This is a genomic window from Mesorhizobium sp. M0159, assembly GCF_040322295.1.
Lineage (GTDB): Bacteria > Pseudomonadota > Alphaproteobacteria > Rhizobiales > Rhizobiaceae > Mesorhizobium.
The window spans coordinates 1-14,416 of sequence record NZ_JAMYTF010000084.1; the positions used below are offsets into that span (position 1 = coordinate 1).

At 58.7% G+C, this 14,416-nt stretch carries 16 protein-coding genes and 1 pseudogene; 13 read left to right on the forward strand and 4 right to left on the reverse strand.

Annotated elements, in window-relative coordinates:
* A partial coding sequence (locus NKJ32_RS33645) for a winged helix-turn-helix domain-containing protein (protein ID WP_352830186.1) occupies positions 1 to 210 on the reverse strand: 210 nt, incomplete at its 3' end.
* A gap of 134 nt (positions 211 to 344) precedes the next feature.
* Between NKJ32_RS33645 and NKJ32_RS33650 the strand changes: the two genes are divergently transcribed.
* The 4 genes from NKJ32_RS33650 (at position 345) to NKJ32_RS33665 (ending at position 2,631) form a co-directional block, all read left to right on the forward strand.
* Positions 345 to 764 (forward strand): cupin domain-containing protein, encoded by a 420-nt coding sequence (locus tag NKJ32_RS33650; protein WP_352785381.1) that lies wholly within the window; start codon positions 345 to 347, stop codon positions 762 to 764.
* A 50-nt stretch (positions 765 to 814) separates the two neighbouring features.
* Positions 815 to 1,549, forward strand: a complete 735-nt coding sequence (locus NKJ32_RS33655) for an NnrU family protein (protein WP_352830187.1) — start codon at positions 815 to 817, stop codon at positions 1,547 to 1,549.
* Positions 1,550 to 1,791: 242 nt separating this feature from the next.
* Positions 1,792 to 2,451: an outer membrane protein gene (locus NKJ32_RS33660; protein WP_352785387.1), complete on the forward strand. Its 660-nt coding sequence runs from the start codon at positions 1,792 to 1,794 to the stop codon at positions 2,449 to 2,451.
* Positions 2,452 to 2,496: 45 nt separating this feature from the next.
* Positions 2,497 to 2,631, forward strand: a complete 135-nt coding sequence (locus tag NKJ32_RS33665) for a hypothetical protein (RefSeq protein WP_352785390.1) — start codon at positions 2,497 to 2,499, stop codon at positions 2,629 to 2,631.
* A gap of 16 nt (positions 2,632 to 2,647) precedes the next feature.
* Here NKJ32_RS33665 and NKJ32_RS33670 read toward each other — a convergent pair whose 3' ends face one another.
* The 3 genes from NKJ32_RS33670 to NKJ32_RS33680 all read right to left on the reverse strand — a co-directional run bounded on the left by NKJ32_RS33670 (position 2,648) and on the right by NKJ32_RS33680 (position 4,267).
* The gene (locus tag NKJ32_RS33670) at positions 2,648 to 2,938 is read right to left on the reverse strand and encodes a hypothetical protein (RefSeq protein WP_352785393.1); all 291 of its coding nucleotides are present in this window, start codon (positions 2,936 to 2,938) and stop codon (positions 2,648 to 2,650) included.
* 174 nt (positions 2,939 to 3,112) lie between these two features.
* Positions 3,113 to 3,595, reverse strand: a complete 483-nt coding sequence (locus tag NKJ32_RS33675) for a GNAT family N-acetyltransferase (protein ID WP_352785396.1) — start codon at positions 3,593 to 3,595, stop codon at positions 3,113 to 3,115.
* Between the two features lie 249 nt (positions 3,596 to 3,844).
* Positions 3,845 to 4,267, reverse strand: a complete 423-nt coding sequence (locus NKJ32_RS33680; RefSeq protein ID WP_352785399.1) for a hypothetical protein — start codon at positions 4,265 to 4,267, stop codon at positions 3,845 to 3,847.
* A gap of 529 nt (positions 4,268 to 4,796) precedes the next feature.
* Here NKJ32_RS33680 and repC (NKJ32_RS33685) point away from each other — a divergent pair.
* From repC (NKJ32_RS33685) to repC (NKJ32_RS33725), 9 genes and pseudogenes are all read left to right on the forward strand, one after another.
* Entirely contained in the window at positions 4,797 to 6,077 is a 1,281-nt protein-coding gene (repC, locus tag NKJ32_RS33685; protein ID WP_352830190.1) for a plasmid replication protein RepC, read from the forward strand.
* Between the two features lie 91 nt (positions 6,078 to 6,168).
* On the forward strand, positions 6,169 to 6,591 hold the full coding sequence (locus NKJ32_RS33690; RefSeq protein WP_352785405.1) for a thermonuclease family protein: 423 nt from the start codon (positions 6,169 to 6,171) through the stop codon (positions 6,589 to 6,591).
* A gap of 396 nt (positions 6,592 to 6,987) precedes the next feature.
* A complete protein-coding gene (locus NKJ32_RS33695; RefSeq protein WP_352785408.1) occupies positions 6,988 to 7,320 on the forward strand; it encodes a DUF736 family protein in 333 nt (110 codons plus the stop codon).
* Between the two features lie 120 nt (positions 7,321 to 7,440).
* Complete coding sequence (locus tag NKJ32_RS33700) at positions 7,441 to 7,647, forward strand: antitoxin VbhA family protein (protein ID WP_352785411.1); 207 nt, start codon at positions 7,441 to 7,443, stop codon at positions 7,645 to 7,647.
* A gap of 68 nt (positions 7,648 to 7,715) precedes the next feature.
* A complete protein-coding gene (locus tag NKJ32_RS33705) occupies positions 7,716 to 8,771 on the forward strand; it encodes a Fic/DOC family protein (protein WP_352785414.1) in 1,056 nt (351 codons plus the stop codon).
* Positions 8,772 to 8,997: 226 nt separating this feature from the next.
* A pseudogene (locus tag NKJ32_RS33710) lies at positions 8,998 to 9,941 on the forward strand (ArdC family protein).
* A 756-nt stretch (positions 9,942 to 10,697) separates the two neighbouring features.
* Positions 10,698 to 11,906, forward strand: coding sequence for a plasmid partitioning protein RepA (gene repA / locus NKJ32_RS33715; RefSeq protein WP_352785417.1), 1,209 nt, complete (start codon positions 10,698 to 10,700; stop codon positions 11,904 to 11,906).
* 74 nt (positions 11,907 to 11,980) lie between these two features.
* Positions 11,981 to 12,967, forward strand: a complete 987-nt coding sequence (gene repB, locus NKJ32_RS33720) for a plasmid partitioning protein RepB (protein ID WP_352785420.1) — start codon at positions 11,981 to 11,983, stop codon at positions 12,965 to 12,967.
* Positions 12,968 to 13,121: 154 nt separating this feature from the next.
* Positions 13,122 to 14,327 carry a plasmid replication protein RepC gene (gene repC, locus NKJ32_RS33725; RefSeq protein WP_352785423.1) on the forward strand — a complete coding sequence of 402 codons (1,206 nt, stop codon included), beginning with the start codon at positions 13,122 to 13,124 and terminating at the stop codon, positions 14,325 to 14,327.
* The last annotated feature ends 89 nt before the right edge of the window (positions 14,328 to 14,416 follow it).

Genomic DNA, 14,416 nt, shown 5'->3' on the forward strand with positions numbered 1-14,416 from the left:
GATACGGCTGTTGAGTGCCGCATCCGATACGGCTCGGCCGTTCCAGACACGCTCGATCAACTCATCCTTGCTGACGACCCGGTTGACGTTCTGCGCAAGATGGAGGAGTAGGTCGAACACCTGCGGCTCGACGTGAACCACTCCCCCGTCGCTGCCCCTAAGCTCTCGTCGGTCAGTGTCGAGCAGGAATTTATCGAATTGAAACAGCACTTTGTCCGTCTTTCGCAGTTCTCAAGCGAATGACCAGTAAATCCGCCGCGAACCACAAGATCGCCCGAAAGCCTTTGTGCCGGCAAGCGCACACAATGCCCGCGTACCTATACGGCAACGACCAGGAGATGGCCATGCACGACCTCGTAAAGACCGTCTCATATGCCACCCGCGCCACCGATGAGCGCGTGACGTATCTGCGTATCTACGCCGATGCCGAGGGCGAAACGCATATGGAAGAGGTGGACCTCACGTTGCTGCCCCGAGCCTTCTTCAACGGCCATCCGCCACTGCGTCTGACGGACACGCTTGCGGCGACCGGATGCAACATCTGCCGGGTGCCTGCCGGCATGGGAGTGGTGGATTGGCACAACCCGCCGCGTCGCGAGCTGGTGATCTGGCTTACCGGCGAAGTGGAATTCGAAACGAGCGATGGCGACATTCGCCGGCTCGCCGCCGGCAGCATCGTGCTGGCGGAAGACAGGATCGGCAAAGGTCACATCTCGCGGCATCCCGGCGAGGGCCAGTTGGTCGTCCACATCGACCTTTGTTAGAGCCGAGTGGCCCGGTCCAGATTCCGGTCGCCATGTCGCCTATTGGCGCCGTGACGACAAAGCTGCGCGCAGACGATGCCGCTGTGCCGTGCCAATCGGCAGCTTCGCCCATTCCAAGATTGCGGGTCCTGATGTATTACTCTGACCATCTCGTTTGCAGGAGCATATGCAGCCGGCAATTCGAGCGAGAGCGTAAGCGTCCGAACCTCGGAGGTATTATGCTAGTACTGGTTTTCGGCCTCGTGATCTTCTTCGGAATCCATTCTGTTCGGATCGCCGCCGGCGGCTTTCGTGATGCGCAAATCGCCACAAACGAGCGACGCTGGAAGGGACTTTATTCGCTCCTATCGATCATCGGCTTCGTGCTGATCGTCTGGGGCTGGAGTCTTTATCGGCCCAATGCGCCTGAGATCTACGAGCCGCCATCTTGGGGCCGCCAACTCGCGTCGGTGTCGGTGCTCGCCGCATTCGTCTTTCTGGCAGCTGCTTACTTGCTCGCGGGTTCAATCAAGCATCGGCTGAAGCACCCGATGCTGGTGGGCATCATCCTTTGGGCCATCGGCCACCTCCTGGCCAATGGCGACCTTGCCTCGCTCCTAGTCTTCGGAGCGTTTCTGGTTTACGCGATTGTCGATCTCATTGCCGTCATTCCACGCGGCGATCCGGCACCCGCGGTCGTGCGACCGCGTAGCGACCTGATTGCTGTGGGCATCGGCTTGGTGGCTTTCGCATTGTTCGGGCTCTGGCTGCACGGCTGGCTGTTCGGAGTCTCGCCCTTCGCTTGAACGTCCGCAGCGACGGCGCCCCCTCCAGATGCAATCCCGAAGGTTCCTGCCCGGATCCAGCGCTATCCAATGATCACTGTAGGACGGGAGCAGAGCAAGGCGCCGGGAGCGCGTTCGTTCCGTCCAGGATGTTGCATAATCGCAACAAATTGCACCCTGTGATGTAAACGCGAAAAACAGCATGTACTTCTCAATGGTTTTTGCCCAAGGGTGCATCATGACTGGGCTTGGAGAACACTTGCATGAAACGTCTCTTGGTTATCGCATCGACCTTGGTCGCGTCTGCGAGTTTCGCCTCTGCCGCTGATGTCAGTTCGATGGCTGAACCGCCAGCCGGATTTGTGTGGTCCGGCGGATATGTAGGCCTTCAGGCAGGCTATGGTTGGGGCAAATCCGACAATGATTTTCCATCGTCGCCTATAGCAGAAATCAGCGGTGATATTGATGGTGGTCTTGTCGGTATCTATGGAGGATGGAATTGGCAGTTCAATCAAGTCGTGACCGGCTTTGATGCGGACGTGAACTATAGCGGTATTGAGGGCACAAAGAATAACGACTTTGGCGAAAGCTTGACCACTGAACTCAAGTGGAACGGTGCGGTTCGTGGCCGTCTTGGATATGCGTTTGACCAAGTTTTGATCTACGGTGCCGGCGGCTTGGCGTTCGGGGATATCGATGTCGACGTGTTTGACGCCGGAGGAACGTTTGCAAACGCCAGTGAGACTAAAGCCGGTTGGACAGTTGGCATCGGCACCGATATTGCGTTCAGTGCCAATCTCATCGGACGTGCAGAGTACAGGTATACCGACTATGGCGAGGTCGATTACACTACGCCGGGCGGTGATGGCACAATAGATGTCAAAATTCACACCGTTGCACTTGGGCTCGCCTACAAGTTCTAATTTTATCCCAATCCTAACACCCCGCTGCCGCCGACAAGCTACGTGGTGAGCGTGTTCGAAAAGCCGCACTGGCGCACGGTGCTGACCACCAAGAACAAGGCTAAAGCTGCGGCGATGGCGAAAGAGACCGGCGACAAGGCCCAGGTAGAAGAGATCACGCCGAAGGAGAAAAGACGCTAGATCCAGGACAGGCGCTCTACGCGCTCCCGTCCGTCTCACTTTCCTCATCGATCGACCGGACCGGCAAATAGGCGTTGGTTTCCAGCCAGTCGCGCAGCACGATCGGGATGAGGTCCGGCCGGCCAATTTTCATCTCAGCGGCTATGGAATCGAGCGCGTCTGCGGTTGCCGGATCAAGCGGGACACCAGCAACGTTTCTAAGCATCAATGCGGCGCGGCGCAGGATAATCTGGAGATCCGCTCGCGACATGTCCGCGATGCGATCGGCGGCACTTTCGAGCTCTTCCACAACAGATCGGCGTGTCATTTTCTAGCGCCGTTCAAGGTCACTGACTCTATCCTCCAACGATGCAATCTGCCCCGCCAACTCGCGGAGTAAATCCTGTTGGGCATTGTGGTTTTCAGAGAATGAAGGTCTCGAACGGGTCAGATCGCGTCATGCGACGCTCGCAACTGATTGCGATGCGCCTGGGCCAGGCAATCAGAGCGTTCGGTGCATTATCAGCGTGTCCACAAACCCCACAACCGGGTGCTCGAAACCTTGCGGAATCGTTCCGACAACGTCGAATCCAAGATGACGCCAAAGCTTAACCGCGCGTTCGTTGGTGCTGACCACACAATTGAACTGCATGGCCCGGAAGCCTCGCGCAGCCGCGTGAACCAGAGAGTGCTGGCACATCGCTGTTGCAACACCCCGGCCGACCGATTCCGGCGCGGTGATATAACCGCAGTTGGCGACGTGGGCGCCGCCGCCCCGTTGATTCGCGTGCAGATAATAAGTTCCCGTCACCAGTTCGTCCGTCTCTGCGACGAACACCTCGTGATCCGGGGAAAACCAGTATGCCAGCGCGTCGGATCTGCTCCAGTCACGCGGCAGCGCGTAGGTTTCGCCTGCCCGCAAGATGGGCTCGAGTATGCTCCAAATGGCGTCTGCGTCGGCAAGTGTGGCAGTGCGAATGGTCACCAAAGGCTAATATCCAAATTTGCACGGATGGGGTTGCGGCCGCGTCCAACCCTACCGTGGCAGGCCGGCCTCTTCATAGCCATCGATGAAATGCTGTCGATCGGCCTCGTGCCGGAACGGTTGTGTGCTTGCCCAGTGCTGTATCGAGAAATCCGGATTCCAGGCGAGAAATTGCCTGTGGGTAGCTAATCAAGATGTCCGGTTTTGGTAGCACATCATTTGTCCGCTTCTGTTTTGCGTCGAAGCGGTTCACGCGGCTTGCCCTGTGCGGCAGGTCTCTTGGATTGCGGCGCCGTCACGCATGTATCGAGCAATGCGGCGCGGCCCGTGGAAGACCGCGAGCGTGCCATCCGGGTAGTGCCTGATCTTGACCGTGGCTTTGACGAAGTGATGTCGGATCGGGCTCTGTGGCAGCTGCAATCGCAGCCGCGCGAAGGCGACCGTGTTGTCACGGGCGACGACGCGCTCCTCCTCGATGCACAGGATCTGGGCCAGTTGAGCGGGGTCGGCGGCGACAAAGGCGCTGTCTTCAACCGCGGCGGGCTTGGCGAAGCGGGCATTGTGCGCCGGCAGATAGGTCTGTGCGATGAAGCGGTTGGCGGCCTGGATATCGGCAATGCCGGACGCGCTTGCCGGGGCGCTCGATGTCTTCGGCCTTCCGGGAACGTTCATAGAGCGCGCCCAGGCGGCGCAACTCGACGGCCGCTGATGCGGGCCGGATCGAGCGGCCCGATACGCAGGGAGGCCCGTTCCCTCTCCCCTCAAACTCCCCTTCCCGCCCGCAAAAGACATCGGCTTGGATACCAGGCCGGTGTTTTGCTGCCGTTCATATATCCGAAAAGGCATAGCGGATACAGCACGCAGCGGGGGATTGAGCTACCAAACACCCTGAAAATCTTGGAGAGTGGTTTTGAATGCTACCGACAGCAGCGCGATTGTTGCGCCAAAATGGCTATTCGAGTTATGGTTCTGCAAATCACTCGGAATCATTATTCCGGGTCAAGCCAACTCGTGCTTACGACGGAGAAGACGAACCGACCAGAAAAAGAAAACCGCCCCGAAACGAATCCCGGAAGCGGTTTGCGAATAACAATTTAGCCAAAAGTTTTGTCGCAAACCTCCCTTCCTCTGTCAACCTGAAAAGCACCGTTTCGGTGAACGGGATTGCTTTGCCTGGTCTCCACCAAAAAAGGAGACGAGAATGGGAGAACCTGTGCCACTGAAGCGGCCGATCGGTCGCAGAGTGACGCCACAACGCACGGAATACCGGCGGCTGTCGGAGTCGGCCGAGATGGGATCAGTGACACGCGGGCAGCTTGCCGTGCTCGCGCACAACCTGCCTTGCGCAGGCTTGATTAACGCGAGCGAAAGCCATCTTTTGGTCACGTTGGTCAACACGGCCTCGCCCGAGGCCTTTGACAAAGGCGGGCGGCCGATCATCTTCAAGTCAAACCAGCAGCTTGCCTTCGAGATCAATCGCTCGGTCGGACGGGTCAGTCGCATGTTGTCGAACCTCTTCGACGCCGGAATCGTCACCATGCAGGACAGCGGCAACTACAAGCGTTTTCCGCACCGCAACGCCGATGGCCTAATCGTCGACGGTTGCGGCATCGATATGCGCATTCTGATTGTTCGTTACCGCGAGCTCGATGGGCTGGTGCGGCGGGCGAAAGCCGAGAAAGCAGCCGCAACCGCAGCACTTCGCCGCTATCGAGGGGCGCTGCGCAATCTCAGGTACGCTTTGGCAACCGCCACCAGCCTTTCAGAGCGCGCCCGATCAGGGTTCGAGGCGCGACTTGAACGGGTCTTTGCGGTTGTCGGCATTGCCGCAAAGGCGTCGAGCGGAGTTTTGCGCCGCGCTACGGCGTTGTTCGAGTGGCTCATCGAACGAGCCCTACGGCTCTGCCCCCGTTCGGAATCCGTATTGGAGACAGAAAATTCGGCATGCGCGAATGCCGAAAACGACATGCACAAACAGACTACAAGCCCTGATCAGATCGTAGATAGTAGCGAGAATTGGCGTTCGGCTGACGCCGAACAACTCAGTTTGCTAGAGGCTGGCTCCGCCAGCCAATGGGCTTATGAAACAAGCCTGGGGCGAGGTTCGTATCAAGTCAACCAGCCGAAGCGCCTGCCGCATGTTGTTGTGGCGTTGAAGGACGTCTTGCGGGCGATACCGGCGCTAAATACCTACGGCTTTGCCCTGCCGCGAACCTGGGCCGATTTGGTGCGGATCATGCCGCAAATGTGCCGCGTCACCGGCATTTCCGACGATGCACGCCGCCGCGCGATCGACCAGATGGGCGAGCAGCAGGCGGCCGTAGCGATCGCGGTGACGCTGCAGAAGTTCGACCGGCAAGAAGTTACCTCGCCGGGCGGCTATTTGCGGGCCATGACAGAGCGCGCGCCCGCCGGCGAGCTCAACCTTGCGCGGTCGGTCTTCGGGCTCGCTGCTCGCAATCTCATGAAGACAGTGAATTGATGTACCTCCTGCGCTATTTTCTCGCGGTCTTTGTTTGCATCAGCGTCGGCGCGGCGATGCCGATCCGACCACCTGGTCTGGCACGGCCGGCGTGATCGACGGAGACACGATCAGCGTGCGCCAGCAGCGCATCTGGATCGCGGCGACCGACGCTTGCGAGCTCGGCCAGACAGGCCTTCGCAATGGCAAGGTCTGGCAATGTGGCATTGAAGGCCGGGCCTTTCTTCGGCGAATGATCGATGGGAAACACGTCAGTTGCCGGATCATCGACCGCGATCAGTATCGCCGCCTGGTGGGGCACTGCTTCTACAAGGAAACCGATATCGGACTGGCGATGGTCCGCGCCGGGCTTGCCGAATCCATGCTTCGATATCTGCCGTCGTCCCATGCCATCAACCTCGTCGAGTATGGCGAGGCCGAGAACAGCGCCCGAAACAGAAGGCTTGGGCTCTGGTCGGCCGAGATCGAAAGTCCGCATCTCTATCGGCGCGCCAAAAAGTCTCCGGCGCCTTGACCTGGCATACCCAAATCGGCTCTATGAAGTGGTAAAAGCGCTGAAGCAATTTGCTTCTCGTTTCTTGCTCTGAATGGCGAGAACCCGTTGCCGTGGCGCAAAGTGTGAATAAAATGAGGTCACTTCTTGCCGCTTCAGGCCGTCATCGATCCGGAGACAGATAGCCAATGATGTTCATACCTCACCCCTCTAAGGCGGTTGCTTTTGACGCTCGTTCGCACGCCGACGCGGTTTGCGCAAAGCCGTGGCCCGCAAAAATTTCCCCGCCTGCGGCTTCCTCGCGCACCAAATTTTTCCGGCCTCGACTTCCTCCGCTCTCACTTCGGCCTCCGGTGCGCACCGCTTTCCGCCGTGCCCGTGAACGATCATTGCAACCACCAAAGAGGAGTGACTGACATGACCACCACCAACTTCATCCAGTTCGACACCGACGACCTGGACGCCGCCAAGGGCAACGGCCTTATCTCCACTATCGATCGCGACCTGGAGATCCACGTTGTCCCGTTCGACTCGAGCAACGAGAAAGCCCCGACGCACCGCGTCTATGCCAAGTCCCCGCGCGGCTATGACATCGAGGTTGGCGGCATCTGGAAGAAGACCAGTGAGGCGAAGAAGCCCTACTACACGCTTTCGATCAAGCGCCTCGGCTTCAACGCCAATCTCGGCCGCTTCCCCGGCCAGGACGATCCCACGCTGCAGGCGATCATCGAATGGGAACCCCGCGACTGATTGACGCGAAGCGCCCGGCCTCGAGCCGGGCGCATCCCTTCACAAGCCCGATACATGCCGCAAACCGCTCGATTTTCAGCGGTTTTTCTGCTAGTGTTTATTGCTATCGGAGATTTGTTGATGAACATTCATTCGACCCGTCCGGACCGCTCGCCGGAAGCCGTAGCCCGGCGCCGAAAGGCGACGGACCAAGCCCGTGCGGCCAATATCCGGCAGGGCTACACTCACGATCCGGTGCTGGAGGAAGCGACGGCGGCCTACGTCGCCGGCGACATTACTCGCGAGGAATATCGCCTGAGGGTCGTGCGGCCGCCGAAACGGGCGTAATCGAAATATACCGTCCTCTGAAGGCAAAAGCCGCCTGCCCCACGCAGGCATTTTTTTTGACCTAGCCCATGTCTGACACACCCGCCAAGGGATCTTATTTTTACCCGAACACGTCGGACGATCCCGATCGTACCGACGTGCTGCGCAACAAGTTCGGTATCGAGACTCATTCCGAACTCCGTATCGAAGAATACCGCGCCACGGCTTTCCGCATGGCAGAAATTGCCGAAGGCGACGGTCCTACCGGTCTGTTCGACAAGGCGCATTTAAAGGCCATCCACGGCCATATCTTTCAGGACGTCTACGAATGGGCCGGCCACACGCGAAACGAAAGCCCGATCGTCGACGGGCAGCGCGTGGAGCCGATCGGCGGGCTCTCCAAAGGCAGTACGGCATTTCTGCATGGTTCGCGCATCGAAATGGGCCTCGACGAAGCGTTGAAGGCTATCCGTGATCCCGATGTCTTGCGCGGCTCGACGCCAGAGCAGTTCGCCGAGCGTGCGGGCCAAGTCATGGCCGAGCTCAATTATGTGCATCCCTTTCGCGAGGGCAACGGTCGCACCCAGGAGGTTTTCATTGCCGAGCTTGGCCGCCACTACGGCCATGAAGTCGATTTCACCGTCATAACCAAGCCGCGCATCGTCGAGGCGTCGGTCGAAACCACGAAAGACCCGTCAAGTGCGGCCATGAAACATGTGCTCGAGGACGCGGTAGACCCGAACCGCCGCGAAGCCCTTCGCGCCGCGTTGTCCGACCTCGAGGCGCGCGGCGAGGTACCGTTTGAACACAACGTCCGCACAGCCCGCCCGGGCGAAGAAGTCACTGGCCAGGTGCTCGGGCATGATAACCGTGTCGCCAGCATTGTCACAGACGAGCGGATTGTCGCCGTCGATCGCGCGGACCTGCCCGAACGGCTGCCGGACGACGAAACTGAATTCACCTTCACCGCACGATCAGACTTTTCCCGCCTCGGTCGTGAGCCGCAGTCTTTCGAGGCGCCCGCGCAAGCCGAACGGGCTGAAGCGCCCCGGCAAGACACGCCGTTCGGTGAGCTGGAGGCTATCGAGACCGATATCGCGGCGCAGCGAGCGCGTGAGCGCGATAGCGATGACCGCGAACGGTGACAGCGTCCGCAGGCGGCAAGCTGCTCAGCGACCGTAGTTGATCGGCCGGCGCGTTCGATGCAGCCGGCCGACTCCATCCGTTGGGGTGATTTGACGGACAAGCTACGATAGCCCCTCCCCCATGCAACCGCTGTCGCGGTCCTCCTCTCCGTTGCGGCCCCTTGGGGTGCATAGGCTCGTTCGGCTATCTCCGGTCTTTGCCGTCAACCAACGGATGGAGACGGCCATGACGAGCATTAAGGACACCTACCAGCGCATCACGGATACTATTGTCGAGCAGCTTGAAGCCGGCACCAAACCCTGGATCCGCCCATGGCGCGGCAATGCCCGCCGAAGCTCGATCATTCCGCGTCGCGTGACCGGAGAAGCCTATCGCGGCATCAACGTCATCATGCTGTGGGTCGCGGGCCAGACGTTCGGCTACGAGGAAAACACCTGGATGACCTACAGACAGGCGCAGGACTTCGGCGGTCAGGTCCGCAAGGGCGAAAAAGGCACGCTCGTCGTCAAGTACGGCACGTTCACGCCGAAGGATCACGACGACGACGAAGACCGCGCGATTCCATATCTGAAGGCTACACCGTCTTCAATATTGAGCAGATCGAGAACATGCCGGATCGGTTCTTCAGGCCGGCCGAGGAGCTCCCGGGCAATCCGGTTCCCCACATCCAGACCGTCGAGAGCTTCGTCCAGAACATCGGCGCAAGCGTCAGCTACGGTGGCACCAAAGCTTGCTACCGGCCGAGCATCGACGACATCCTCATGCCTGACCGCGGGCGTTTCGACAGCGAGATCCACCTTTACTCAACTTTGCTACACGAGGTTTCGCATTGGTCCGGCGCAAAGCATCGCCTGGACCGCGATCTGACGGGCAGGTTCGGCAGTGAAGGCTATGCCGTCGAGGAGCTCGTCGCGGAGCTCGCGGCATCGTTCCTGTGTGCCGACCTGGGCGTGGCGCATGATCCGCGCGACAACACAGCTGCCTATCTGGCGAGCTGGCTCGCCGTCCTGAAGAATGACAAGAGGGCTATCATCACGGCCGCTGCGAAGGCGCAGGCCGCTGCCGACTGGATGCACGCTCAGCAGTTGCAGGTAAGCCAGCCTGAGGTGCAGGGCTCGTCGGAATTGGCGCCCTGTACCGACTCATTTGGCGTATGCAGCGGGCGTTGAGGCCCGAACCACAATGCAATAATGCGCATCGCGAGCAGGCTCCGGGTCGGCGGCCCTTCTTATTACGATGCGAAGCGCATGTGCCAACAAATACGTCACCGCCTCGGATCAATTGGGAACCGGGCGCGAATGGCGCCCTCGGCTCCGTTAATTGATCCCCGTCCCCGGAGAAGTTGCCGAACTTGACAGCATAATATTAGCGCATACTAATAATTATCTGTGAGCAGCGGCCCGCCCCCGCTTGCCCGCCACAAATCGGGCCCAACCCGATCGGCCCGCGCTCTCCGCCCGAGGCGCGGGCTTGTTTTCGAAAAAAAACGGACATGCTGCAATCGTCATTGCAGGACAACATTCCCGGATGGGGGTGATCGACAAGGCGCCGCCCCCCCTGCCCTGCCCAGGGTCCGTAAGGTTCGGTGGGTCTTCTTGGCAAACATAAAGTTTCACGTGAACTCCTCTTCCCCTAAGTGGAAGGGTGCGCAGCACTCGTGTCGGCTTCCCGCACGGTATGATGATCGGCGATATACTTGCGGAGACTGGACTGACGGCTGCAGAAAGCAGGAAATTTGTCCGCTGACAAAATCGGCAAATTGTGTAGCTTATTCAATTGCATGAATCGGATCACGTAATTCCGCTGCCGCGAGGCCGTTAACCTTTTGTTAACTTAAAATTTCTTGCCGGATCGAGCGAATCGGACATAATGACGCTTGCTTGGCGTCTTTGCGCCAAAAATCGTTTTTAGAGAGTGTCGATCGAATGAACGTGAGTTCGCCCGTTCCCACGAAAATCCCGTTGCTGTTCGAGAAAAGCATTCTCGAGCAAGGCGACCAGATATCGAAGAAGCTGCACCTACTCTCGATGCAGCGCTTCCCTCCCCATGCAAAGAAGAATCTTCGCTCGTTCTCGCTGGCCGAGGTTGCCACATATCTTGGGGTCTCCCAAAGCCATCTGAAGAAACTGCATCTGGAAGGCAAAGGCCCGGTGCCTGAAACCTCAACGTCGGGCAGGCGGTCGTATACTGCTGAACAGATGCTTGAGCTGCGCCAGTATCTCGACCAGTACGGGCGATCCGACGCCCGAATGTATGTTCCCCATCGGCGGCCGGGCGAGAAGCTTCAGATCCTAGCTGTGGTCAATTTCAAGGGCGGCAGCGGTAAGACCACCACCGCTGCCCACCTCGCCCAATATCTTGCGCTGACCGGGCACCGTGTCCTAGCTGTCGATCTCGACCCGCAGGCGTCGCTCTCCTCATTGCATGGGTTCCAGCCTGAACTCGACCAGACGAAATCGCTTTACGACTCGATTCGATATGACGACCAGAAGGTGCCTCTCTCGGAAATCATCAAGCCAACGAATTTCCCGGGCCTCGATATCGTCCCTGCGAACCTAGAGCTGCAGGAATTCGAATACGACACGCCTCTTGCAATGACCGACAGGTCTTCGAATGTGGGCAGGGCGTTCTTCACGCGCATCTCGACGGCATTGACGGAGGTCGACGATCGCTACGATGTCGTAATTATCGATTGTCCGCCGCAGCTCGGGTATCTGACGATCACCGCACTGACCGCGGCGACGTCCGTGTTGATCACGATCCATCCGCAGATGCTCGATGTGATGAGCATGGGCCAGTTTCTGCTGATGCTCGGAAACATCCTCGAGCCGATCAGGGCGGCGGGTGCCGAGGTGAACCTGGAGTGGTATCGCTATCTTGTTACTCGATTCGAACCCACGGATCAGCCGCAAGCGCAGATGGTGGCGTTCCTGCATACGCTGTTTGGCGAATTCATTCTCAAGAACCAGATGCTGAAATCAACGGCGATTTCCGATGCGGGGATTACCAAGCAGACCCTCTACGAAGTTGAGAAGAATGCGATGACCCGTTCCACATACGAGCGGGCAATGGATGCGCTGGAAGTCGTAAACGGTGAAGTCGCCGACTTGATTCATAAAGCATGGGGGCGCTGACTTTGTCCGCTGACAAATTCGGATCTTTTTCGAATGCATTCAATGGACTAGGCGCTGTCTGGAGGTAGACAAATATGGCACGTAAGAACCTTCTTGCAGGCCTCTCAGAAACGGAGACCGACGACCAGGTGTCGTCTACCTCCACGGCGGCATATCCGATCCGCGGCGCTTCGAAATCCATGATCCGCTCAGTCAACGAGTTGGCAAAGCAAGCGGATGCGTATCTTGAAGGCGAGCATGTGGTCGAACTCGATCCAAACGCCATCGACGGCTCGTTCGTTTCCGACCGCATGGGCGACGACAAGGAGCAGTATCAAGAACTGCTGGAAGCGATCCGGGAGAGGGGTCAGGATTCTCCCATACTTGTTCGTCCGCATCCCGGTATCGACGGCCGCTACATGATCGTTTTCGGCCATCGCCGCGTCCGAGTTGCTGGCGAACTGGGGCGGAAGGTGAGGGCGGTCGTCAAGGAGATCGACGACAAGACTCATGTCATTGCCCAGGGTCAGGAGAATTCTGCTCGGGCAAATCTCAGTTTCATCGAGAAGGCGATGTTCGCAAAGCGCCTTGAAGACTTGGGATACGACAGAGATGTCATCTCGTCGGCATTGGCCTCGAACGCCGCTGCTGTCTCGAAGATGGTGTCAGTTGTCACAAGGATCCCGGCATCTGTCATCGGCAAGATTGGATCAGCTGCGTCTGTCGGTCGCGAGCGGTGGGTCGAACTGTCCCTGCTTGTCGGCAGGAAATCCGACATGGTTGATGAAATCCAGTCCTCACCCGAATTCGGTAAGTTGGAAAGCAACGAACGCTTCGAAAAGTTGTTTGCGGCCCTGAATGCCAAGGGAAAGCCCGTTCGCAAGGCCAGTGTGAAGCCCGAGGCACAATCTTGGGCTCCTGAGGACAAATCAGTTAGCGTCAGTGTCAAGAAGGCAGGCAAGGCCGTCACGATCGCCGTGAAGGAGACAGATGGCGGCCGCTTTGGAACGTGGATTTCCGACAATCTAGGCGACCTTTATGAGGCGTTCAGGAAGTCGGAGAGGACAGCAACAGGAGACTGAACCGCAAAAGAAAAAGGCCCCCGACGGCGAACCGTGGAAGCCCTTCTCGATCTTTAGCAAGCCGAGAATCTCATTTCCGCGAATCAGTGTCAAGAGTTTTAAGCGTCGATTCGGCGGACGGATTTCTTTTGCCTAATTGAAGGCGAAGGAAGAAATGGAGACGGGTATTGCAACGACGCCCTTTGGGCGGCGGCCGATGTCGCTTGCCATGCTGGCAGCGCAAAACGAGTCACGGGAGATCCCCAAGGGCAGGGTCGCCGACAAATGGCAGGTCTACCGCAACCTCTGCGAGGGCAAGAGCATCATCGGCACCGGCGATCGCGCCCTGGCCGTCCTGAATGCATTGCTATCATTCTATCCTGACAGTGAGCTGAGTGAAGAAAACGGCCTCATCGTGTTTCCCTCGAACGCACAGCTGTCGCTTAGGGCGCACGGCATGCCCGATTCCACATTGAGGAGGAACCTGGCGGAACTGGTGAATTGCGGTCTAGTCATCCGTCGGGACAGCCCGAACGGCAAGCGTTACGCGCGGAAGGGCAGGGGAGGGGAGATCGAGGAAGCGTTCGGCTTTTCCCTGGCGCCGCTGCTGGCCCGCACTCAAGAGTTCGAGGCGGCGGCCGAGCGTGTTCGCGCCGACAACAGGGCGCTCAGGCTGATGCGCGAGCGGATCACCTTGCACCGCCGTGACATCCACAAGCTGATCGAGGCGGCCGTTGAGGAAGACGTGCCGGGCGACTGGGGAGGCCTGTGGAGGCGCTTCCGCGCCGTTGTGGAGACAATTCCGCGCCGAGCCAACATTGCCGACCTCGAACCTATCGTGGCCGATCTGGCAGCGTTGCATGACGACGTGGATAAGCTGCTGGAAATTCATATGGAATCCGCAAATCCTAGCGGCAATGAGTCCCAAAGCGAGCGGCAGCAATCTAATTCAAATACCGACTCTACTTTTGAATTTGAACCTGCTTTAGAGAAAAGCGGGGCGGCGGCCGAGCCACTAACGAGGACCGCAGAGCCCCCAAAAACCTACCCGCTAGGGATGGTGCTGAAGGCCTGCCCGGAAATTGGGGATTACGCCGTCGACGGGATCGGCAATTGGCGCGATTTCATGATAACCGCCGCCCAGGTGCGGGGATATCTGGGCGTTTCGCCGTCGGCGTATGAGGATGCCTGCCATGTCATGGGTCAGGAGATCGCAGCAGTCGTGATTGCGTGCATTCTGCACCGGGCGCAGCACATCGATTCAGCCGGCGGCTATCTGCGGGCGCTCACCGAGAAGGCGAGGGCAGGGCAGTTTTCGGTCGGGCCGATGCTGATGGCTGCTTTGAAAGCTAATGGGTCACTGACCAGGATGGCCGGGTAACTGGGCTAGAGCGTCGGACGTTCAGTTTGAATCGCGAGGGATTCCAGTGAGGCGTGGTTCATGATTCACTTCCTGTAGGAGGTGATTTG

Coding starts and splice junctions, on each gene's coding strand:
- NKJ32_RS33650 (WP_352785381.1), top strand. CDS start 345: ATGCACGACCTCGTAAAGACCGTCTCATATGCCACCCGCGCCACCGAT.
- NKJ32_RS33660 (WP_352785387.1), top strand. CDS start 1,792: ATGAAACGTCTCTTGGTTATCGCATCGACCTTGGTCGCGTCTGCGAGT.
- NKJ32_RS33670 (WP_352785393.1), bottom strand. CDS start 2,938: ATGACACGCCGATCTGTTGTGGAAGAGCTCGAAAGTGCCGCCGATCGC.
- NKJ32_RS33680 (WP_352785399.1), bottom strand. CDS start 4,267: ATGAACGTTCCCGGAAGGCCGAAGACATCGAGCGCCCCGGCAAGCGCG.
- repC (WP_352830190.1), top strand. CDS start 4,797: ATGGGAGAACCTGTGCCACTGAAGCGGCCGATCGGTCGCAGAGTGACG.
- NKJ32_RS33695 (WP_352785408.1), top strand. CDS start 6,988: ATGACCACCACCAACTTCATCCAGTTCGACACCGACGACCTGGACGCC.
- NKJ32_RS33700 (WP_352785411.1), top strand. CDS start 7,441: ATGAACATTCATTCGACCCGTCCGGACCGCTCGCCGGAAGCCGTAGCC.
- NKJ32_RS33705 (WP_352785414.1), top strand. CDS start 7,716: ATGTCTGACACACCCGCCAAGGGATCTTATTTTTACCCGAACACGTCG.
- repA (WP_352785417.1), top strand. CDS start 10,698: ATGAACGTGAGTTCGCCCGTTCCCACGAAAATCCCGTTGCTGTTCGAG.
- repB (WP_352785420.1), top strand. CDS start 11,981: ATGGCACGTAAGAACCTTCTTGCAGGCCTCTCAGAAACGGAGACCGAC.
- repC (WP_352785423.1), top strand. CDS start 13,122: ATGGAGACGGGTATTGCAACGACGCCCTTTGGGCGGCGGCCGATGTCG.